The sequence below is a fragment of the Caulobacter soli genome (assembly GCF_011045195.1).
Taxonomy (GTDB): Bacteria; Pseudomonadota; Alphaproteobacteria; order Caulobacterales; family Caulobacteraceae; genus Caulobacter; species Caulobacter soli.
This window is the reverse complement of record NZ_CP049199.1, coordinates 1,957,840-1,978,567: the sequence shown is the minus strand read 5'-3', so window position 1 is coordinate 1,978,567 and position 20,728 is coordinate 1,957,840. Positions and strand designations below refer to the sequence as shown.

15 protein-coding genes and 1 pseudogene are annotated in these 20,728 nt (G+C 68.4%); 5 read left to right on the top strand and 11 right to left on the bottom strand.

The features are described 5' to 3' along the window. Window positions 1-108 precede the first annotated feature (108 nt). From G3M62_RS09475 to G3M62_RS09465, 3 genes are read left to right on the top strand one after another with little or no spacing between them, the layout of a single operon-like run. The gene (locus G3M62_RS09475; protein ID WP_165186499.1) at window positions 109-1,452 is read left to right on the top strand and encodes an LLM class flavin-dependent oxidoreductase; all 1,344 of its coding nucleotides are present in this window, start codon (window positions 109-111) and stop codon (window positions 1,450-1,452) included. A gap of 11 nt (window positions 1,453-1,463) precedes the next feature. Continuing rightward, window positions 1,464-2,498, top strand: coding sequence for an ABC transporter substrate-binding protein (locus G3M62_RS09470; protein ID WP_165186498.1), 1,035 nt, complete (start codon window positions 1,464-1,466; stop codon window positions 2,496-2,498). Window positions 2,499-2,553: 55 nt separating this feature from the next. Next, window positions 2,554-3,504 carry an NAD(P)-dependent oxidoreductase gene (locus G3M62_RS09465; RefSeq protein ID WP_165186496.1) on the top strand — a complete coding sequence of 317 codons (951 nt, stop codon included), beginning with the start codon at window positions 2,554-2,556 and terminating at the stop codon, window positions 3,502-3,504. A gap of 32 nt (window positions 3,505-3,536) precedes the next feature. Here G3M62_RS09465 and G3M62_RS09460 read toward each other — a convergent pair whose 3' ends face one another. Both G3M62_RS09460 and G3M62_RS09455 read right to left on the bottom strand, forming a co-directional pair. Continuing rightward, complete coding sequence (locus G3M62_RS09460; protein WP_165186494.1) at window positions 3,537-4,397, bottom strand: phosphate/phosphite/phosphonate ABC transporter substrate-binding protein; 861 nt, start codon at window positions 4,395-4,397, stop codon at window positions 3,537-3,539. Beyond that, window positions 4,394-5,269 carry a fatty acid desaturase gene (locus tag G3M62_RS09455; RefSeq protein WP_205691973.1) on the bottom strand — a complete coding sequence of 292 codons (876 nt, stop codon included), beginning with the start codon at window positions 5,267-5,269 and terminating at the stop codon, window positions 4,394-4,396. Before G3M62_RS09455 ends, G3M62_RS09460 begins: the two co-directional genes overlap by 4 nt. A gap of 507 nt (window positions 5,270-5,776) precedes the next feature. Here G3M62_RS09455 and G3M62_RS09450 point away from each other — a divergent pair. Next, window positions 5,777-8,272 carry a TonB-dependent receptor plug domain-containing protein gene (locus tag G3M62_RS09450; protein ID WP_205691972.1) on the top strand — a complete coding sequence of 832 codons (2,496 nt, stop codon included), beginning with the start codon at window positions 5,777-5,779 and terminating at the stop codon, window positions 8,270-8,272. A gap of 14 nt (window positions 8,273-8,286) precedes the next feature. After that, window positions 8,287-9,225 carry an ABC transporter substrate-binding protein gene (locus G3M62_RS09445; protein WP_165186491.1) on the top strand — a complete coding sequence of 313 codons (939 nt, stop codon included), beginning with the start codon at window positions 8,287-8,289 and terminating at the stop codon, window positions 9,223-9,225. A 25-nt stretch (window positions 9,226-9,250) separates the two neighbouring features. Here the strand turns inward: G3M62_RS09445 and G3M62_RS09440 are convergent, their stop codons facing one another. The 9 genes and pseudogenes from G3M62_RS09440 to G3M62_RS26930 form a co-directional block, all read right to left on the bottom strand. Then, window positions 9,251-12,010, bottom strand: coding sequence for a hybrid sensor histidine kinase/response regulator (locus G3M62_RS09440; RefSeq protein WP_165186489.1), 2,760 nt, complete (start codon window positions 12,008-12,010; stop codon window positions 9,251-9,253). Between the two features lie 43 nt (window positions 12,011-12,053). Then, the gene (locus G3M62_RS09435; protein ID WP_165186487.1) at window positions 12,054-12,689 is read right to left on the bottom strand and encodes a chemotaxis protein CheX; all 636 of its coding nucleotides are present in this window, start codon (window positions 12,687-12,689) and stop codon (window positions 12,054-12,056) included. After that, on the bottom strand, window positions 12,686-13,069 hold the full coding sequence (locus G3M62_RS09430; RefSeq protein WP_165186486.1) for a response regulator: 384 nt from the start codon (window positions 13,067-13,069) through the stop codon (window positions 12,686-12,688). The genes G3M62_RS09435 and G3M62_RS09430 overlap by 4 nt, the downstream gene beginning before the upstream one ends. 303 nt (window positions 13,070-13,372) lie before the next feature. Next, a complete protein-coding gene (locus G3M62_RS09425; RefSeq protein ID WP_165186484.1) occupies window positions 13,373-15,286 on the bottom strand; it encodes a chemotaxis protein CheA in 1,914 nt (637 codons plus the stop codon). Next, window positions 15,283-16,107 carry a CheR family methyltransferase gene (locus G3M62_RS09420; protein WP_205691971.1) on the bottom strand — a complete coding sequence of 275 codons (825 nt, stop codon included), beginning with the start codon at window positions 16,105-16,107 and terminating at the stop codon, window positions 15,283-15,285. Before G3M62_RS09420 ends, G3M62_RS09425 begins: the two co-directional genes overlap by 4 nt. Before the next feature lie 29 nt (window positions 16,108-16,136). Beyond that, a complete protein-coding gene (gene cheB / locus G3M62_RS09415; RefSeq protein WP_165186481.1) occupies window positions 16,137-17,225 on the bottom strand; it encodes a chemotaxis-specific protein-glutamate methyltransferase CheB in 1,089 nt (362 codons plus the stop codon). Beyond that, entirely contained in the window at window positions 17,222-18,664 is a 1,443-nt protein-coding gene (locus G3M62_RS09410) for a chemotaxis protein CheW (protein ID WP_165186479.1), read from the bottom strand. The genes cheB and G3M62_RS09410 overlap by 4 nt, the downstream gene beginning before the upstream one ends. 1 nt (window position 18,665) lies before the next feature. Further along, window positions 18,666-19,781: a methyl-accepting chemotaxis protein gene (locus G3M62_RS26935; RefSeq protein ID WP_425483865.1), complete on the bottom strand. Its 1,116-nt coding sequence runs from the start codon at window positions 19,779-19,781 to the stop codon at window positions 18,666-18,668. Then, window positions 19,770-20,303, bottom strand: a pseudogene (locus G3M62_RS26930) (methyl-accepting chemotaxis protein); the annotation flags it as partial. The gene G3M62_RS26935 and the pseudogene G3M62_RS26930, both read right to left, overlap by 12 nt. Between the last annotated feature and the right edge of the window lie 425 nt (window positions 20,304-20,728).

Below are 20,728 nucleotides of genomic sequence, written 5' to 3'. Positions count from 1 at the left end.
TTTTTTCAGACTGAGATTGAAATTGATCATCGAGCTGTTGAGCAGTGCTCGTTATCATCCGTGGCGTCGCGCGCCCTAGCTTCAAGCTCCAAATTCGAGGGCTTGACCATGACGCAGCAATCCACCCGTCAACTGAAGCTCGGCGCCATCCTGGGCGGCGTCGGCATGGACCACACCAGCTGGCGCGACCCCGCCCTGGCCGGTGACGCGAGCATCGACATCAACTGGTACATCGACAACGCCCGCCTGGCCGAGGCGGCCAAGTTCGACCTGGTGTTCATCGTCGACAGCCCGTTCATCACCCCCGACACAGCGCCCCACTTCCTCAACCGCCTGGAGCCGCTGACCCTGCTGTCCGCCGTGGCAGTGAGCACCTCCAAGATCGGCCTGGTCGGCACCCTGACCACCTCCTACTGGGAGCCCTACAACGTGGCTCGCCAGTTCGGGTCGCTGGACCACATCAGCAAGGGCCGCGCCGGCTGGAACGTGGTGACCACGGGCCTGGAAGGCGCGTCCAAGAACTACGGCCGCGACGAGCACTTCGAGCATGGCGAACGCTACGAGCGAGCCGGCGAATTCGTCGACGTGGTCCAGGGTCTCTGGGACAGCTACGAGGACGACGCCTTCCCGCGCGACAAGGCCGCGGGCGTGTTCCTCGACAAGACCAAGCAGCACGCGCTGAACCACAAGGGCAAGTTCTTCTCCGTCGCCGGCCCTCTGGCCCTGTCGCGTTCGCCGCAAGGCCAGCCGGTGATCTTCCAGGCCGGGGTCAGCGGTCCGGGCCGCGACCTGGGCGCCAGGATCGCCGAGGGCGTGTTCGCCGGCGTCGACACCTTTGATGAAGCCGTCGAATACTATGCCGACCTGAAGGCCCGCGCCGCCGCCCTGGGCCGCGATCCCGACCACATCAGCGTCCTGCCAGGCCTGGCGCCGATCATCGCCGACACCGACGAAGAGGCCCAGGCCATCGCCGAGGCTCAAGCCGGCAGCCGCGAGATCGAAAAGTCGCTGGTCGAGTTGGGCCGGGCCTTCAACTATCACGACTTCCGCAAGTACCCGATCGACGGCCCCTTCCCGGACGTCAGCAATCTCAGCCTCAACAGCTACAAGGGCCGCGCCGAGCGCATCGTCAGGATCGCCCAGGAAGAGCAGCTGACGTTGCGCCAGACGGCCGAGCGTTTCGGGCGCTGGCGCTCGGACTTCGTCGGTTCGCCCCAGACGATCGCCGACGAGATCGAGCGCTGGTTCGTCGGCCGCGCCGTCGACGGCTTCATCCTGCGCGTCGACAAGCCCGGCGTCTTCGCCCAGTTCCGGGACAAGGTCGTGCCGCTGCTGCAGGCCAAGGGCCTGTTCCGCACCGAGTACGAGCACGACACCCTGCGCGGCCACCTGGGACTGCCGGTCCCCGAGCATCGCTGGGCCGCCGGTCCCGACAAAATCGCCGCCGAATAAGGGTCGGTGACATGAGCGACTTGGAACGTCAGGCCTGGGCGGGCGGCGAGCCCGAGCCGCTCATGAGCCGCCGCCTGATGCTCGGCGCCGGCATGGCCCTCGGCGGCGGTTTGCTGCTGAGCGGCTGCGGCTCGCGCGAGCAGGCCGCCGAGCCCGTGCTGCGCGTGTCGATCACCGGCAAGGGCGAAGGCGACCAGCAGTTGCTCCAGCGCCAGGCCGGGCTGACGACGCCAGGCTTCCAGGTGCGTTTCGCCCGCTTCGAGTCCGGCCACTTGGTGATCGAAGCCCTCAACGCCGGAGCCCTGGACTACGGCGGCATGAGCGAGATCCCGCCGGTCTTCGCGGCGGCCGGCGCGACCCAGAGCTTTCGCCAGATCGCCGTGCTGCACGGGGACGTCAACAATCAGGTCGTGCTCGTGCCCAAGGGCTCGAGCATCGCGAGCCTGGCGGACCTCAAGGGCAAGCGAGTCGGCTATGTCCGCGCCACCACCTCGCAATATTTCCTGATCAAGATGCTCCGCTCGGTGGGTCTGGATTGGAGCGACATCACCCCCGTGGCCATGGGCGTGGCCGACGGCGGGACCGCGTTCTCCAGCGGAGCCCTGGACGCTTGGGCCATCTATGGCTTTCCGATCCAGCGGGCCCTGGCCACCCAAGGCGCGCGGGTTCTCAAGACGGCGCTCGGCTTCCTGTCGGGCAACTACATCGTCTCGGCCCATGTCGACGCCCTGGCCGACCCCAAAAAGTCCGAGCTGATCGGCCGTTATCTGCAGGTCGTCCGCCAGGGCTATGCCTGGGCCGCCAGTCACGAGGACCAGTGGACCGCGGCCATCGCCCAGGAGATCGGCGTGCCGCTGGCCTATGTCCGCGACCAGTTCGCGCGCAAGAGCGCCAGCTACGACCTGCGGCCCGTCAACACGGCAGCCATCGCCTCGCAACAGGAGGTCGCCGACGTCTTCGCCGGCGCGGGCCTGATCCCCAAGGCGGTCGATGTCCGCCCGCTATGGGACGACCGCTTCAATTCCATCCTCGAACGAAAGACCTAGTCGCCATGCCTGCAGCGTTCGAGCCAGTCGGCCACACAGTCCTTGGAGTTTCGGCATGAGCCTCGTCATCGCCAGTCAGATGGAGGACAGCTTCAACGCCCAACTTCAACGCCATCCTTCGGCGCCGACCCTGATCGCCGCGCCTGAAGCCGATCCTTGGAGCACGGCGGCCGAGGCCGATGTCCTGATCACCCGGCCCAGCCCCGCCTGGCGGGGCGCCAGGGACCTGCCGCGTCCGCCCGGTTGGCCCGGCCGGCTCAAATGGGTCTACAGCGCCTCGGCCGGCGTCGACTTCTATCCGCCCTGGCTGCTGGAAGCCCCGCTCGTCACCTGCGGTCGCGGCGTGGCGTCCGAGGAGATCGCCGACTACGTGATCGCGGCGATCTATCTGCGATCCAAGGACCTGGAGGCGGTTCGCGCCAGGTCGCCCGATCAATGGGTCAATGTTCCGCTCGGCCGCGTGGCCGGGACGACGGTCGGCCTGGTCGGCTTCGGCGCGATCGGCCAGGCGGTCGCCCGTCGCGCCCTGGCGCTCGGGGCGCGCGTCACCGCGGTTCGCCGCCAACGCCACCTGCCCAGCGCCGTATCGGAAGTCCACCTGCTCGACACCCTGGAAGAGGTCGTCGCCAGCGCTGATCACCTGGTCCTCGCCTTGCCCGGCACCGCGCAGACCAGGAACCTGATCGACGCGGCGGTTCTGGCCCAGGCCAAGCCCGGCGCGCATCTGATCAATGTCGGCCGGGGCTCGGTGCTCGACCACCAAGCCCTGGTCACCGCCCTCGACTCGAACGTCTTGGGGTTCGCCACCCTGGACGTCACCGAGCCAGAGCCCCTGCCCGCGGGTCATCCCCTGTGGACCCATCCCCGCGTGCGCCTCACCCCGCACGTGGCGTCCAACCACACGCTGGTGCGGCACGTCTTCCTGGAGAAGGTGGGCGACAATCTCGATCGGTTCGCGCGCGGCGAGGATCTGCTCGACCGCGTCGACCCGGCGACGGGCTACTAGAGAGCGCCCAGTCCGGCTCGACGGCGTCCGCTTCAGGCCAGATGCGGATAGCCGAGGTCGCGGGCGATGTCGCGCAGCCGAAGGACCGCGCGATACTGCTCGGCGGGCACCATGCTGAATCCGTCCAGCAAAAGCGCCTCGCGCGCGTCCCGCAGTTCAGGTTCGGCGGCGACCTCGTCGAGCACCGCCCGAAGTCCCGCCAGCTGAGCGGGGCTCGTGGTCAGGCTGGTGATCAGCGGCAGGCCCGGGCTGCGAACCGTCCAGGTCAGGACTCGCAGACGCGCGGCGAGCTCGGGGCGCCAGCGCTGCAGGTGGGCGAAGGTGACGCAGTCGAGCGCCGCCACATCGGCCTCGTCCGTGGCCACGGCCTCGGCGCTGGCCAGGTGACTGCCGGTGATGATCACCGACTTGAAGAACGTCTTGCCCCTGGCCAGCGGCGCGACCTCGGCGCGCAGCAGGTTCATGCCGCTGTTGGAGTCGAGGTCGTTGACCGCGCAACGCCCGGCCCGCAGGTCGTTCAGCGAACTGGCCGCATGATCCGCCCGCACGACCACGGCGCTGCGATAATCGGTCCCGTCACAGCCCCGGGCGCGATAACGCGGCGTGGCCACCACCCGAACCTGGCGGTCCAGTCGCGTCGCCAGGGGCAGGCCGCAGGTCTGGGCGAGGATCAGATCGGGATCGGTCCACAGAACGTCCGGCGCAACGTCGCGCGTCAGGCGGTCCGGGACGTCGAACAGCTTGCGCGCGCGCAATCGTGTCGCGATCGCGGCCCAGAGCGCGTCGTTGGCCTCGCGCAGTTCCGGCAGGTCGTACATCGCCAGGGCCGCCTTGCCCCTAGCCGGCGCCGCCGTCCGCGCGGGCGCCCGTCTTGCCCAAGCCTTGGCCGTCATGCGACGCCTCCCTCGCTGGCGGGATAGGTGGCGTCATCGTGCGGCTTCAGCAGGAACCGTCGGACGACGTCGCCGTAGCCGTCATAGACCAGACCGCCGTTGGCGTTCAGCAGGCGTTCGCGGTCACGCTTGTAGAACGCCGGCAGGCTGTGCCAGGGCGCGCCCGGGCGATCATGGTGCGCGGCGTGCAGGTTGTTGTTCAGGAACAGCAGGCCCAGGATGGGGGCGCGCTCGACCACGGCGACGCGATGTTGCGGCGTGGGATCGGCGCGGTGCTCGGCGAAGGAGCGCAGCAGCGACAGCGCCGCCCCCGGATAGACAAAGCAGAGGCCGTACAGCCAAAGCGGCATGTGGCACACGAGCGCCAGCCAGGCGATAACCACCGCCACGGCCAAGCCGTGCTGGATCCATAGCCATAGACGGCCCGGCTCGCCTCTCGTCACCCGTCCGGCCTCGTCCAGCCAGAAGGCCGCGATCTCGATCACCGGGCCCAGCGCCAGTCGCCCGAGCAGAGTGGCCTGCATCGCCGCCACGGCGCGATGGAGCCAGGACGCCGAGGCCGGAAGATATCGGGCCTCCGGATCATGCGTCGGATCGGTCAGGTGTTCGGTGGCGTGATGGGCCTGATGAGATCGGCGATAGATCTCGAACGGCAGCCACAGCGACAGCGGCGCAAAGCCCAGCGCGGTGTTCAAGCGCCTCGATCGCGTCGGGTGCCCGTGAATGATCTCGTGCTGCAGCGATCCGTGCCAGGCGATCACCCATCCCCCGACCAGCGCCAGGAACGGCCAGGGCAAGCGGTCGTGGAAATAGGTCGCCGCGGCCCACAGAGCGTAGATCGCCACCGCTAGCCAGACAGTGGGCCATTCCACGCCGGCCATTCCCTGACCTGTCCGCTCGCCGGCTGAACCCTCAACGCTGAACTCCAACAAGAGCTGTCTTCCGATCCTGATCCGCGAGGGCCCTGCCCCGATCAAGACGGTTGCGTGGGTTTTGATCAATTCAGATCAAATCAGTAGGATTTGAGATAAACTGAGGGCTTGCGGCGCTCGGTCGCGACGATGACGTCCGGCCATAGGGCGACCATGACCTTTGGATCGCGGGTCAGCGGAACCAGATAGGCGTCACCGCTTGGCCATTTTAGCCATCACGACGATGGCACAATCAATAATCAAGCCTCCCGGCATAACCATCTATCCAACACACTCACTTGTGTCGCCTAATCACCACAACCTATTCAATAATATAAAACCCGAATGATATTTATGCGCATAACAAATATTCCATGAACTTATAAGTCACTGCACGATAACTCGCTTGCTGAAACCCCGCTCTCGTTTAGCTGGAGCCTCCGCCAATCGCGGCAGTCGGGGGTTTTGATGTTGAACTACGGAGCGGCGCGTCTCGCCGAGCGCCGGGCGAAGACCCAGCGCGCAGTGTTGATGACCAGCACGGTCCTGGCCGTCTTGGCGGCCGGCGCGCCGGCCTGGGCGGCCGAGCCCGCCACCGCGTCCGCCGATGTCGACGGCGCTTCGGCGGTCGACGCCGTGATCGTCACTGGCCTGCGCGGCAAGCCGCGCACCGTGGCCGACAGCCCCTCCCCCATCGACGTGATCGGCGGCGAACAGCTTTCGGACACCGGCAAGGTGACCCTGAAGGAAGCGCTGGCGGTGCTGCTGCCGTCGATCAACTACGGCACGGTCAACGGCTTCGCGCACAACAATGTCGTGCGCCCCGTCAGCATGCGCGGCCTGGGCGGCGGCTACACCCTGGTGTTGGTCAACGGCAAGCGTCGCCATCCGACCAGCCTGCTGATGAACTCCAACCTCGACACCAGCGGCGCGACGCCCGTGGATCTCGACCAGATCCCGACCTCGGCGATCAGCCGCGTGGAGGTGCTGCGCGACGGCGCCGCCGCCCAGTATGGCTCCGACGCCATCGCCGGCGTGATCAACCTCATCCTGAAGTCCGCCCCTGGCGGCCAGATCTCAGCCGATCTGGGGCAGACCTTCGAAAGCGACGGCGAGAACGCCCACGCCAACGCCGACTGGGGGACGACCTTCAAGGACACGGGCTTCGTCCACCTGGCGGTCGAGGCCAAGTACCAGGGGCGCACCGACCGCAACGATCCGGCCACCGGCAGCTTCTACTATCCCCTGGCCGGCGGCGCGCCCGACCCGCGCGAGACCAATCCCAAGCGCGGCGACTACAACGGCAACCCCGTGGTGCGCGCGGTGACCGCGGCGATCAACCTGCAGACCCCGGTTTCGGCCACCACCGACTTCTACACCTTCGCCACTGCGGGGGCCCGCAGCGGCAACGCCCGTCAGACCAAGCGCCGGCCCAACGCCAACACCAACATCCTGCAGCTGGCGCCCGACGGTTACATCCCGCTCTACAAGCTCAAGGAAACCGACTTCGAGGTGACGTCGGGCCTGAAGGGCAAGATCGGCGAATGGGCCTGGGACCTCAGCTCGGCGCTCGGGCGCAACATCAGCCATTCCAGCGCCGACACCCTCAACCCCTCGCTCGGCCCGGCCAGTCCCACCCACTTCAAGCTCTATGACCTGACCTCCACGGTCTGGACCACCAATCTTGATCTGGATCGCAGCTACGACGTGGGCCTCTCCAGCCCGTTGACCGTCGCGATCGGCGCCGAGCATCGACTGGAAAAGTACAAGGTCGAGGCCGGCGACGCCGCCGCCTACGCCAACGGCGGCTATCTGTTCACCTCGGGCCCGCTGGCCGGCAAGCCGGCGCTGATCGGGGTCCAGGGCGTCAACACCGTTGACGCCAGCGACGCGGGACAGGCCAAGCGCACCAACCTGGCCGCCTATGTCGATCTGGGGATCAACCCGACCTCCGCCTGGTATGTCGGCGTGGCCGGCCGCGCCGAACATTATGACGACAGCACGGGCGACACCGTCAGCGGCAAGCTGACCACGCGTTACGAGCTCACTGCGGCCCTGGCCCTGCGCGGCACAGTCAGCACCGGATTGCGCGCGCCGTCGCTCAGCCAGCAGCTCTACGGACAGCGCCGCTATTCGACCCAGACCATCGCCGGGGTCCTCTACCAGTTCCCGACCAAGGTCGTGCGGGTCGACTCGCCGCTGGCCGAAGCGCTCGGCGCCCAGCCCCTGAAGCCTGAAAAGGCCCGCAACTACAGCGCCGGTCTGACCTTCACCCCGGGCCACGGCTTCTCGGCCACGCTGGACGCCTACCAGATCGACATCGACGACCGCATCGCCCTGACCAGCACGTTGAGCGGTCCGGGGGTCAATGTCCTGCTGGCGGCAGCCGGCCTGCCGACCGACATCTACGTCCAGTACTTCGCCAACGCCATCGACACCCGCACGCGCGGCGTCGACCTGGTCAGCGAGTATCGCGCCAGCCTGGGCGACCTCGGCGAACTGAAGCTGGGCCTGGGCTTCAACTGGAACAAGACCAAGATCCAGAACATCAAGGCCAACCCGCCGCAACTGGCCTCGCTGGGCTCGGGCCTGGTGCTGTTCGACCGCGTGCAGCAGGGCACGCTGACGGTCGGTTACCCCAAGACCAAGCTGATCGCCTCGGCCGGCTGGACCAAGGACGCCTGGACCGTGGACCTGCGCGGCACGCGCTACGACAAGGTCACCCAGGTCGCCACCGTGGCGAGCGACGATCGCACCTTCGGGGCCAAGTGGATCGCGGACCTGTCGGTCACCTACGCGGTCACCGAGAAGCTGGCCCTGACGGTCGGGGCCGACAATCTCTTCGACACCTATCCCGACACCGTCGGGATCGTCAGCACCAATGGCGGCGGCAAGTACGGGGCGTTTTCGCCGTTCGGCCTGACCGGCGGGTACTACTACACCCGCGTCGGCTACAAGTTCTGATCGTGGAGCATCCCATGCAAAGACGAACCTTCCTGGGCCTTGGCGCGGCGGCCGGCCTGGTCGCCTGCGGGCCCAAGGACGCCCGCGTGACCCTGGTGCTGGGCGACCAGCAGCGCGGCCAACGCCTGGCCGCCGACGCCTCCAAGGCTTTCGACGGCGCGCCCTACAAGGTCGACTGGGCGAATTTCGCCACGCCCACGCCCCTGTTCGAGGCCGCCAGCTCTGGCGCGGTCGACACCCTGGTGGCGATCGACAACCTGGTGCTGCTGGGCGCGATCCTGGGTCGCCCCTACAAGATCGTCGCGGCCGCCGCCTCGTCCTCGAAAGGGATCGGCATCCTGGTCCCGGCCAAGTCGGACATCCGCTCGGTCGCCCAGCTCAAGGGCCGCAAGATCATCGTCTCCACCGCGCCCGGCGGCACCGCCGACGCGGTGCTCTACGCGGCGATCCGGGAAGCCGGACTGAAGGACAGCGACATCAAGCCCGGCTACATGCTGCAACCCGACGCGTTGGCCGCCTTCCAGAACGGCCAGATCGAGGCCTGGGCGACCAACGACCCCAACCTCGCCCGCGCCCAGGCCGAAGGCGCGCGCCTGTTGCGCGACGGCGAAGGGATCAACAACAGCGTCACGTTCTTCGCCGCTTCGGACAAGGCGCTGGCCGATCCCAAGAAGCGGCTGGCCCTGCGCGACGCGTTCGGCCGCATCGCCAAGGCCCGCGCCTGGACAGGCGCCAATCTCGACGCCTACGCGGCCTACTATGCGGCGCAAACCTCGATGACGCCCGAACTGGCCAGGACCACCCTGGCTCGGCGCGGCGAGCGTCCGTTGTCGCCGATCACGCCACAGATCATCGCCGCAGCCCAGGCCGTGACCAACGACTACGCCGCTCGGGGAATCTTTCCCAAGCGGGCTGACGTCGCCGCCTTCTTCGACCCGAGCGTCTATGTGTGAGGCGGAGCGCCTCCAGGCCACCGTCCTAGACGGTCCTACGCCTTAGGATTTCGCCGATACGGCGCCCCAGCTGCTCGATGGCGAACGGCTTGCTGATGATCTCCATCCCGCCATCGAGGAACGCCGCCTGATCGGCGGCCTGCTTGGCGTAGCCGGTCATGAACAGGATAGGCAGATCGGGCCGGCTTTCGCGAGCGATCTCGGCCAGCTGGCGTCCGTTGAGACCCGGCAATCCCACATCACTGATCAGCAGGTCGATATGCCTTGAGGACTCCAGGATCGGCACGGCCTGACGGCCGTCGGCGGTCTCGATGCCTCGGTAGCCGAGCTCCTCCAGCACCTGCATCACCAGCAGCCGCACCGCCGCATCGTCCTCGATGACGAGCACGACTTCGCCGCCGCCCGCCGGCGCGGCCTCGTCGTCGACGAGAGCCAGCGTCTCCACGACGCCCTGATGACGCGGCAGGAAGAGCTGGATGGTGGTGCCCTGCCCCTCGACGCTGTCGATGACGACATGGCCCCGGGATTGCTGGACGAAGCCGTAGATCATCGACAGGCCGAGGCCCGTGCCCTGGCCCAACGGCTTGGTGGTGTAGAAGGGATCGAAGACCTTCTGCAGCACTTCGGGCGGCATGCCCACGCCGGTGTCGGTCACGCTGATGGCCACGTAGTCGCCGGCTTCGGCGTGGTCGCTGTTGGCCAGCTCCCGATCGGTGAGATGGACGTTGCGCGCGGCGATGATCAGCTCGCCGCCCTCGGGCATGGCGTCGCGGGCGTTGATGCCCAGGTTGAGGATCGCGCTTTCCAGCTGATTGTCGTCGGCGACGGCCGGCCAGAGATCGGGGGCGATGTCGATACGCAGGGAGACCTGTTCGCCAAGGGTTCGACGCAGCAGATCCTCCATGGACACCGCCAGGGTCCCGACATCCAGCGCCCGGTTGTCGAGGGTCTGGCGGCGCGAGAAGGCCAGCAGGCGGTGCGTCAGCGCCGCCGCGCGCTGGCCGGACTGCATCGCCGCGTCCAGGAAACGATCGACATCGGCCATCCGACCCTCGGCGATGCGCCGGCGCACCATGTCGATGCCGCCCAGGATGCCGGTGAGCATGTTGTTGAAGTCATGGGCCAGGCCGCCGGTCAGTTGGCCCACGGCTTCCATCTTCTGGCTTTGCCGCAGTTGGTCCTCCAGCGCCTTGCGCTGGGTGACGTCGCGGCCGATCCCGTAGATGGCGTCGCCTTCCGGCATGGCCGTCCAGTTGATCCACAGATAGGTCCCGTCCTTGGCGCGCATGCGACAGTCGAAGTCGCCCATGGGCTCGCCGCTCGACAGAGTCACGTAGCGCTTCAGCGCGGCGTCTCGATCGTCCGGGTGCACCAGGCTGCCGGCGGCCGCGCCAACCAGATCGGCCTCGTCATAGCCGAGCAGGACCTTCCAGGCGGGATTGGCCGCGCGATAGAGGCCGTCGGGCCCGATCACGTGCAGCAGGTCGCGCGACAGGTTCCAGACCCGGTCGCGCTCCTGGGTTCGCGCCGCGACGCGAACCTCCAGCGTCTCGGTCAGGTCGCGAAGCTGCTCTTCCGAGCGCTTGGTCGTGGTGATGTCGTAGACGACGCCGATGAAGCTGACCCCGCCCGAGCCATGCGGCCGGTACTCGCCGCGCGAAACCAGCCAGCGCTCCTCGCCGGTGTCGGCCCGATGGATGCGGAACTCGTGGAAGGCCGGACCGAAGGCATGCTGCCCGTCCCGCCCCTGGATGATCGGCGGGTCGTCAGGATGGACCAGAGCATTGATCGTGCGGACCGGAAGACTGGTCGCCGGCCGCAAGCCCAGAAGCTGGCAGAACTGTTCCGAAACGTCGGCGGTGCCATAGCCGCTGAGATATTCGAACGAGCCGACGCCGCCGGCCGTCTGCGCCACCAGCAGCTGTTCCTCGACCCGCTTCTGGTCGGTGATGTCGGCCAGCACGCCCGAAAAGCGAACCGGTCGATCCTGGGCGTCGAGATAGGTGCGCCCCCGGGCCGAGACCCAATGGACCACTCCATCTCGCTGGATACGGTAGTCGCGCGTGAAGACCTCGGCGCCATGCAGCGCGCCCGCCACCGCGATCTTCAACCGCAGTCGGTCGTCAGCATGGACCGGCGCGAAGAAGGTCGAGGTGGGCAACCCTTGGGCCGCCGCGATTGGATCCAGACCATACAGATCAGCAAAGCGCACGTCGGCGATCAGCACGCCCGCGGCGATGTCCCATTCCCAGGCCCCGGCGGCGCCCGCTATCGCCTGGGCGACCCGAAGCCGTTCCTGCGCCTCGGCCAATCTCTGGCGGCTGACGCGAAGCTGCTCGACGACCGCCTCGTCGACATATTCGCCGGTGACGTCGGTCTGGGTGGCGAACCGGTAGGCCGGCTTGCCCTCAGCGTCGAGAAGTGTGGTGATGCTCAGGCGGTTCCAGAACAGCGACCCGTCGCGTCGCCGGTTCAGAATGTCGGCGACGGCGGACCCATCGGTCCGCAACGCCTCGGCGATACGCGAAACGGTCTCGCGGTCAGCGGCGGGGTCCTGCAGGAAGCGGCAGTTGCGACCAACCGCCTCGCGGGTCGAATAGCCCGTCAGCGTTTCGAACGCCGCGTTCACATAGACGATCGGATCGTCTTCGCGCCGGGGATCCGTCACGGTCACGGCGACGCCGGACTTCACCAAGGCGTCGAACAGCGGTCCGGCGAGCGCCCGCAGCGCCTCGAGCGCCTGGCCCGCCTCCTTGTGACGTATCGCGGCGTCGGCCTCGGTCATGACCTGAGCGCCACGCCAAACTTGGCAATAGGTTCAACCATGGTCAGGCATCGCCGACCACGCGCTCGATGAAGTCGCCGATCAGACCCTTCAGCGCCTGAAGAGACGGCAGGTCCATGAGCATGGCGATATAGCCGCGGATGTCGCGGTCGTTGATGGCGAAGTTGATGTACAGAAACATCACCACGCCGCCGTCGACAGCTTCCGGCGACAGGTCGAACAGCATCGAGCCGTCGCCGCGGATGACTTCCGGCAGGGACATCGTCAGCGGCCGCTGCAGCATGTTGGCCATGGTCGCCAGACAGCTGTTGAGCACCACGTTGCCCGTCTCGGCCAACGCCTCGTCTTCCATGTCGGCGGCGTCGCCCGCCGACAGCGCGCCGCCCGTCACCGCGTGCACCAACGCCATGCTGTTGGACTGTGGAAAGATCAGCAGCGCCCGCCCCGAGAACACGCCGTCGAAAGCCTGACGAACCGCGACCAGTTCACCGCTTTCACGCTCCCGGATCAGCGTGGTGGCGCCCTCGCGGGTGACGACCTCGACCGACGGGACCGACAGCAAAACCTGCTCGCCCACCATCTTGCGAAGGTTGGCCGCCGCCCGGCTGACGCCGATATTGACCAGTTCGGTCAGGGCGTCCCGCTCCAGGTCGTCGAGCAGGATGGATTGCAAGGTCATTGCGCGGCCGACCTCAGCCTCAGCGCCGCGCCGGACAGGAACCCGCGCATGCCCTCTTCGGTGACCGGCTTGGCGATGAAGGTCGCGTTGGCCGCGCGCGCGCGACTGATGATCTCGTCCTGAACATTGGCGGTCGCCACGGCGATCGGCATGGTCGGAAAGCGCGCGCGCAGTTCCTCGGCCAGGGCCAGGCCGTCCCGCCCGGGCATGTTGTAGTCAAGCACCGCCACGTCGATGGCATGAGCGTCGAACGCGGCGACAGCCTCATCGGCGTTGGCGGCTTCGACACGCGTCCACTCGGGCTGCAAGGCCGCGATTGTCTTGCCCAGGACGATCCGAGCCAGCTTGCTGTCGTCGACGATGAGAACTGTCGTCCCCATGAAGTGTTCTCCTCGTACCGCCGCGCCCATGCGCGACGTAAAACTAAAGCTTTGGAGCCTCGGGCGGCCGCTCGCCTGTCAGGGCGGGCAACAGCCGATCTCGCAGGAAGGCGTCGTCGGGAACTCCGACAATCTTTGGGCGGAAGGCCAGGATCGCCTGGACGACCGCCGCATGCAGACCTTTGCACGTCGAGAGGTCCAAGGTGGAGTCGGAAACGCCTTGTAGCATGGCCGTTAGAGGCTCTGCGTCTTCTACCCGACAGACTCCTTGCAGCCGAATGATCGCGCCATCGCGTGAAACCGTCATAGGATCAGCTCCGCCGGATCCAGAACCATCAACACCGCGCCGTCCGCCAGCAGGGTCGCGCCCATGACGCCGGGCGCGCCGGCCAGCAGTCCGGTCATGGGCCGTACGGCCGCGTCCATGCGGTCGACGATAGCGTCCACCGCGAAGCCGACCAGTTCGCCCCGCACCCGCGCGACGACGACCCGTTCCGCCGCTCTGGCTTCCGCCTCGGCGGCCCCCACGAGAACGCCGAGCGACACCAGGGGCACGACGGCGTCGCGCAGTTGGAACGCCCTGCCCGCGCGCACCGGGACGATGCGATCGGCGGGCACCCTGACGGTCTCGACCACCGTATCCAGCGCCAGCCCATAGCGCTCCTGCCCGCAGGCCACGACCATCACCTTGGTGAGGACCATGGTGACCGGCAGGACGAACCGCACCGTGGAGCCTTGCCCCCGCACGCTCTCGACAATCACCTTGCCGCCCAGCTTCGTGGCCGCGTCGCGCACCACGTCCATGCCCACGCCCCGGCCGGACACCGCGCTGACCTCGGCCGCCGTCGAGAAACCGGGAATGAAGACCAGATCGATCGACGCCTGGTCGTCCAGGCGATCGGCCGCCGCCTGGGTCAACAATCCGCGAGCGACCGCATGACCGCGTACCTTGGCCGGATCGATCCCCCCGCCGTCGTCGCGAACCTCGATCACGACCTGATCCGCCGCCGCCCTGGCCGCGAACCGGATGGTCGCGACCGGCGGCTTTCCGGAACGCGAACGCGTGGCGCGGTTCTCGACCCCGTGGTCGATCGCGTTGCGCAGAACATGCAGCAAGGGCTCGAACAGGCCGTCGACGATGGTCTTGTCGACCTCGACGTCACCCCCCTCCAGCTCCAGCGACACGTCCTTGTCCAGCGAGCGGGCCATCTCCCGCGCCAGCCGATGGAACCGCGCGAACAGCGGTCCCAGCGCCACCAGACGCACCTTGCCGACCGTCGCGTGCAGGTCGCCGACCAGCCGGTCCAGCTGGGCTTGCCGGGCGCGCAGGGCCTGGCCCAGCGCCTGACCGCCGGGAAGGCTTTCGGCCTGCGCCGCCAGGTCCGACAAGCCGTTCTTGGCGATGACCAGGTCACCGGCCAACCCGGCCAGCCTGTCCACGCGCTCGGCGTCGATCCGCAGGGTCTTGCGCGCGCCATGATCGGGCGCCGGCGTCGCTTCGACCGACGTCAGCTCCACGAATTCAACCTGGTCGGCCACGAAACGGAACGTCGCCTCGACCTCCGCGCGGCTGGCGGTCGAAACCGCTTCGAGCACCAGGTTACAGGCGTAGGGATCGTAGTCCTCGAGCCCGCCCCAGGGCTCTCGGGACGATATCCGCAGATCCGCCAGACCGGGCGTCGCGGCGATGATGGCGATGGCGTCGTCACCGGAAAAATAGCTGTCGGCGCGCGGCGTATACCGAATGGCCAGACCGCCCCTGCCGTGGAACGCCTCGGGCGGTCGCCAGGTGGTCGGGGCGGCCCGCGAGACGACCTCGGCGGTGTCCGTCACCGAGGCGACCAGATCGCGAATGCGCGCGGTCTCTCGCTCGCCCACCGCTTGGGCGTCGGTCGGCAGGACGCCTGAACGGTCCAGCGCGTCGAGCCAGCGATCAACGGTGTCCACGACGCTGAACAGCGCTTCGAAGTCCTCGGCGACGCCCGTGCGCTCGGCCCGCAACAAGCCGAGCAGATCCTCGGCCGCGTGCAGCATCACGCTCATAGGCAGCAGGTCGAACAAGCCCGCCGAGCCCTTCAGCGTATGGATCGCCCGAAAGCAGCCGTCCAGCGCGCCCGCGTCGTCGGGTCGACGCGCCAGGCTCGCCAGATCGTGCTCGGCGCTGGCCACCAGTTCGCGGCCCTCGCTCAGGAACTGAGCCATCAGGTCGTCGGTCATGCGGCCTCTCCCGGCCGCTGGAAGACCACCGCGTCCTCGAACCGGCGCACCAGGAAGCGGTCGCTGATCCGGCTCATGGATTCGGTGTGGCCCAGGCACAGATAACCGCCGGGGTTCAGCCGGTCATATAGGTTCTTGGCGGCTGTCAGCCGCGAGGCGTCGTCGAAATAGATCAGCACGTTGCGGCAGAAGATGACATCGAACACCCCCTGCTCCGTCAGACTCGGGCCATCCACCAGATTGGCCCGAGTGAAGGTCACCGACTCGCGCAGGTCGTTGATGAGCTGACGACGATGGCGACGACTGGGCTCGAAATAGGCGTTGACCACCTCCGGCGGCAGCCGCGACAGCGCGCGCTCGCCGTACAGGCCCTCGTGCGCGGCCTCCAGGGCGCGCGTATCGATATCGGAGCCGACGATCTCGACATTATAGGCGTCCACCATGCGCCAGTTCTCGAGCAGCCAGATCGCGATCGAATAGGCTTCCTCGCCTGTCGAACACGGCGCCGACCAGATCCTGATCTTGTCGCCCGGACGGCGCGAGGTGATCAAGTCCGGCAACAACGAACGGCTCAGGCAGGCCAGTTGGTGCTCTTCTCGGTAGAAGTAGGTTTCGTTGACCGTGAAGGCGTTGATCAGCCGCTCGCGCTCAACGGCGTCGGCCCGTAGCTGACCGAAATAGGCCGCGAAATCAGGACAGTGCGTGGCGGCGATCCGGTCGGCCACGCGCCGCTCGATATAGTAGCGCTTGTTCTCGCCGAACTGCATGCCGGTCTGGCGGTACAGGAACTCGCAGACCTTCTTCAGGTCGTCGGCGCTCAAATGGGCCTGTTCTGGCGTCGGGGCCTGGCTCACCCTGCCCGGACCATGTCGCGAATCTTGCCCGCTATGGCGTCCAGAGGCGCCACGACGTCGGCGCCGCCCGCCTTCACCAGTTCGCCCGGCATGCCCCAGACGACGGCCGTGTCTTCGGACTCGGCGATCGTGCGCCCACCCGCCGCCCGCAGCGCGGCCATGGCTCGCGCGCCGTCGTCGCCCATGCCGGTCATCAACACCCCGATCAGACGGTCAGGCGGCACGGCGACCGCCGCGCTGTCGACCAGCCGGTCGACGCTGGGGTGCCAACGATGCGCGGAACTGGAGGGCGTCGACAGCGCCACGGGCCCGGTGCTGCGCCGGCTCACCGTCATGTCGGCGTCGCCCCGCGCGATATAGACGAAGCCGGGAACCAGCGGCGTCGGCCGCGCCACCTCGATCACTCGCAGAGCGCACAGGCCATCCAGCCGATGGGCCAGCGACCCCGTGAACGCGGCTGGCATGTGCTGGGCCACCAGGATTGGCCAGGGAAAGTCGGCCGGGATCTCGGTCAGCACCGCGTCGAGGGCCGGCGGACCGCCCGTTGAGGTTCCGATGATCACCAGGCCGGGCGGCATCCCAGCGGGCTGAGGCTTCCAGGCGGCGGCCGCCTTGCCACGCGGCGCGGGCGGCGGCGCGATGGCGCCATGACGCGCTCGCAGGCGCTCGGCCAGGCGATGCGACCGGCGCACGCGCGACGCCGCGGCCGTCACGACCTTCTCGATCAGGATCGGGGCGAAGTCGTCAATCGCCAAAGACACCGCGCCGTCCGGCTTGACGACAAAATCGACCGCGCCCAGCTCCAGCGCTTCCAGGGTGGCGTCCGCGCCCTCCCCCGTCAGCGACGACACCATCACCACCGGACAGGGCCGCTCGACCATGATCCGGTCCAGGCAGCTGAGCCCGTCCATGCGCGGCATCTGCACGTCGAGGGTGATCACGTCGGGCTTGAAGGCGTGAACCTGCGCCAGAGCCTCGACCCCGTCGCGCGCGAAGGCGACCTCGAACCCCGGCTCGTTCTGGAAAACATCGCCCAGCACGCGGCGCATCAAGGCGGAATCGTCGACGATCAGCAGACGGGTCACGAGACGGGCGACCTCGCCGTCAGGTCGCGCAGCAGGTCGGCTTCGGCGCGCTCCAGCAGGGCACGCGGATCGATGAGCAAGATGACGTCCCCCTCGCGCTCCACTTTCGCGGCGCGGTCGAACAAACGGTCACCATCGTCCGACAGTTCCGGGGCGGGCATCAAATCGTCGGCCTCGACCTCAAGAATCCGGGCCACGGCGTCGACCGCGAACCCAGCCTGCAGTCCGTCCAGGGTGACCACGACGACGCGGCGGGCCTCGCCGGCGGCCTCGCCGGAGACCGAGAATCGCTGACGCTGGTCGATCACGGGGATCACCTTGCCGCGCAGATTCATCACCCCCTGAACATAGGCCGGGGCCTTGGGCAGGCGGGTCAGGGTCTCGGGCAGGCGCACCACCTCGTCGACCGCGGCGATGGGCAGGCCGTAGGTCTCGTCACCCAGGCGAATGACCAGAAAACGCTCGCGCGCCGTCGCCGAGGTCGTGCTGGCCATGGCCATGTCCTTTTGGTCGGAGGTCTCGGCGAGCAATTGCGAGACCCGTTCGTCGGCCAGAACCCGCTCGGGCGCCAGGATCGAGACCAGGCCGCGACCGTCCGGCAGCCGTAGCACGGAGTCGATCCGCGCCTCGCCGCTGGCGCGGTTGAACAGGGTGGGCGCGGGGCCGACGGCGTCACGCGACGCGCGCAGGATGACGCTGATCCGGTCGACCAGCAGCGCCAAGCGATGACCGCCGATGCGCACGACGACGACGCGGTCGTCCGCTTGCGCCTCGCGTTGTTCCAGGCCCAGCAGCGCTCGGAGCGAAACGACGGGCGGGATTTCCCCACGCAGCTCGAAGACGCCGAGCAGGACGGCCTCGGTTCGCGGCAGGGTGGCGATGGCCTTGGGAACCGCCATCACCTCGGCGACCGTGTCGAGCGGCAACGCGTAGTCCTGTCCGGCCAGGGTGAAGCCCAGAAAGCCCAGGTCCGCCGCCACCGCCGCCGTCGGGCTCGCCGCGGTCTCACGCTCGGGCGCGCGGCGGGTGGCGCGAAACGCGGAGAAACGGTCCTGCAGCGCCACGTCCAGATCGAACCAGCGCGCGCCGCCGGCGTCGTCGAGCATAAGGCGGCCGTGCCGGACATCGGCGTGGGCGTCGCCTTCCGATGCGTTCAGGGCCTCGATGGAGTCGACAGCCAGGCCGATCGGCGGGTCGCGGCGCAACACCACCACGCGGGTGGTGTCGGTGTGGCCTTCATCGCCCAGCAGCGCGCCCAGCGACACCACCGGCAGAACCAGCCCGCGCAGGTGCGTGACGCCCAGCAGGCCCGGCGGCCCATGCGGCATGCGGGTGATGCGCGGCGTGCGGATCACCTCGGCGACGCTGTCGGCGGCCATGGCCACGCGCGCGCCGCCGGCGCGAACCGTCAGCCTCTGGCGGGTCTCGGCGGAGGCCACCCTAACCCGCCGCGGCTTGCTGCAACTCGTTGGCCAGAAGCGCGATCTCCTCGATCGCGGCGGCCAGTTCCTCGGCGCTCTGCGACTGCTGGCGGGCGGCGGCGGCGGCCTGAGCGGCGGCGCTGCTGGCCTCCTCGGCGGCCGAGGCGATCTGGCCGATACCCGACAGCACCTGGGCGCTGGCCCCCAGGATGTCCTCCGCGCCCTTGGCGATGTCGTCCGATCCCGCCTTGAGCGCGGCGGTGTCCGCCACCACCTGAGCGAGACGCGCCTCGATGGCCCGGTTCTTGTCGAGCTCGACGGTGGCCAGGGCGTTGATCTGGTCGACCTCGCGCCGGACCTTGGCGATCTGCGAGACGATGCCGGAGACCAAGTCCTTGACCGCGTCGGCATTGTGCGAGGCGTCGCGCGCCAGGGTGCGGATATCACCCGACACCACCGCAAAGCCCCTGCCCGCCTCGCCAGCCCGCGCGGCTTCCACCGCACCGCTGGTCGCCAGCATCGTGATCTGCACGGCCACCAGGCCCAGCCCATCGACGATCTTGCCGATCGATCCGGCTAGTTCTTCCAACTCCTCGACCGTGTCCAGAACCGCACCGTTCTCGTCGACCGAGGTCGCGACCCCGGCCGCCAGGCGGGACACCGCGTCGCGCCCCTCGGCCAGCAGGGTCTGCATGACCGCCACCCGCTCGGCGCTGACGATCGCGTTGGCGCTGGACTGGCGGGCGGCCTTCTCGATCTCTTCCATGGCCGAGCCGGCTTGCTGGGTCGCGGCCGCCTGGATCTGGGCGCCGCGGCTGATCTGGTCGATCGCCACCAGGATTTCGGCGGCCGCGCCGGACAGCTCCTGCACCGTGGCCGACAGTTCCTCGGCGGCGGCGGACGCTTCCTCGGCCGCCGCCGAACCGCCCTCGCCGCCGACCAGCAGTTCGATCATCTCGCCCAGGGAGTCGGACGCCGCCTGGCTTTGCTCCAGCGATTGCCCCTGTTGTTGCACGGCGCGCTGCGCTTCGGCGGCGGCGGAGGCCTGCTCCTCGGCGGCGCTCGACACGCTTTCGGCCCCGCGCCGCGCCTCGTTGGCCGCGCTCGCGGCTTCGACGGCGGAAATCAGGATCATCTGGCTGTCTTCGCCCAGCGTCGTCATCTCGCGACGCACGGTGGCCAGGATCTCGCCGACCTGGGCGCCCGCCACGGCCTCGGCTTCGGCGACCGTCGCGGCCTCGCGCAGGCGATCCGCCGCGTCGCGCACCGAACCGGCGATGCGCTCGGCCAGCCGCTGCACGTCCTGTGATCGCTTTTCCGAGGTCTCGGCCAGGGCCCGGACTTCATCGGCGACGACCGCGAAGCCGCGACCATCATCCCCCGCCCTCGCCGCCTCGATGGCGGCGTTCAGCGCCAGCAGATTGGTCTGGTCGGCGATGTCGGCGACGCTCTTGGTGATCTCGCCGATCCGCGCGGCGTGACGCTCCAGGGCCTCGATCACGGTGACACTGGCCAGCTGTCGCTGGGCGTTGAGGCCGACGGCCTTGACCGAGGCGTCGATGGCCGCGCCGGATTCCGCCAGCAGGGTCTGAAGCACTTCGGTGCGTTGTCGGGACGTCTCGGCCCGCTCGCGCGCCTGGCCGAAATTGATGCTCATGGCCGTGACGGCGGCCAGCGATTCGTGGGCCGCCCCGGCCGCCTCCTCGGCGCCGCTGGCGATCTGAGCCAGGGCGCGCCGCAGTTCCTCGACGGCGCTGGAGGCCTCGGCGAGACCGCCGGCCAATTCCAGGGTCGCCGCGCCGATCCGTTCGCTGGCGTTCTGACGTCGGGAAATCGTCTTGCGAACCGGCGCGCGCTTCACGGCCGCGGCTTCCGGCGCGTCGTCGGGCGCCGGCTTTCGCCTTTTCGACCGCGAGGCCAAGGTCGACGTCTTCACCAGAGCCATGCCGCCCCTCCAGCGCGACCACGGCCGCCGCTTAACACAACAAATCGAACCGAAGCCGGCGAGCGGCCAGTCGGTTCGAACACACCACAACGAAGACGCCCAATGTCACGCCAAGGCAAGCTTGAGCAACGACATCG

Bases quoted from the DNA above. Each gene is read 5' to 3' on its own strand.
- G3M62_RS09475 (WP_165186499.1), top strand. From the start codon at position 109: ATGACGCAGCAATCCACCCGTCAACTGAAGCTCGGCGCCATCCTGGGC.
- G3M62_RS09470 (WP_165186498.1), top strand. From the start codon at position 1,464: ATGAGCGACTTGGAACGTCAGGCCTGGGCGGGCGGCGAGCCCGAGCCG.
- G3M62_RS09465 (WP_165186496.1), top strand. From the start codon at position 2,554: ATGAGCCTCGTCATCGCCAGTCAGATGGAGGACAGCTTCAACGCCCAA.
- G3M62_RS09460 (WP_165186494.1), bottom strand. From the start codon at position 4,397: ATGACGGCCAAGGCTTGGGCAAGACGGGCGCCCGCGCGGACGGCGGCG.
- G3M62_RS09450 (WP_205691972.1), top strand. From the start codon at position 5,777: ATGTTGAACTACGGAGCGGCGCGTCTCGCCGAGCGCCGGGCGAAGACC.
- G3M62_RS09445 (WP_165186491.1), top strand. From the start codon at position 8,287: ATGCAAAGACGAACCTTCCTGGGCCTTGGCGCGGCGGCCGGCCTGGTC.
- G3M62_RS09440 (WP_165186489.1), bottom strand. From the start codon at position 12,010: ATGACCGAGGCCGACGCCGCGATACGTCACAAGGAGGCGGGCCAGGCG.
- G3M62_RS09435 (WP_165186487.1), bottom strand. From the start codon at position 12,689: ATGACCTTGCAATCCATCCTGCTCGACGACCTGGAGCGGGACGCCCTG.
- G3M62_RS09430 (WP_165186486.1), bottom strand. From the start codon at position 13,069: ATGGGGACGACAGTTCTCATCGTCGACGACAGCAAGCTGGCTCGGATC.
- G3M62_RS09425 (WP_165186484.1), bottom strand. From the start codon at position 15,286: ATGACCGACGACCTGATGGCTCAGTTCCTGAGCGAGGGCCGCGAACTG.
- G3M62_RS26935 (WP_425483865.1), bottom strand. From the start codon at position 19,781: ATGATCCTGATTTCCGCCGTCGAAGCCGCGAGCGCGGCCAACGAGGCG.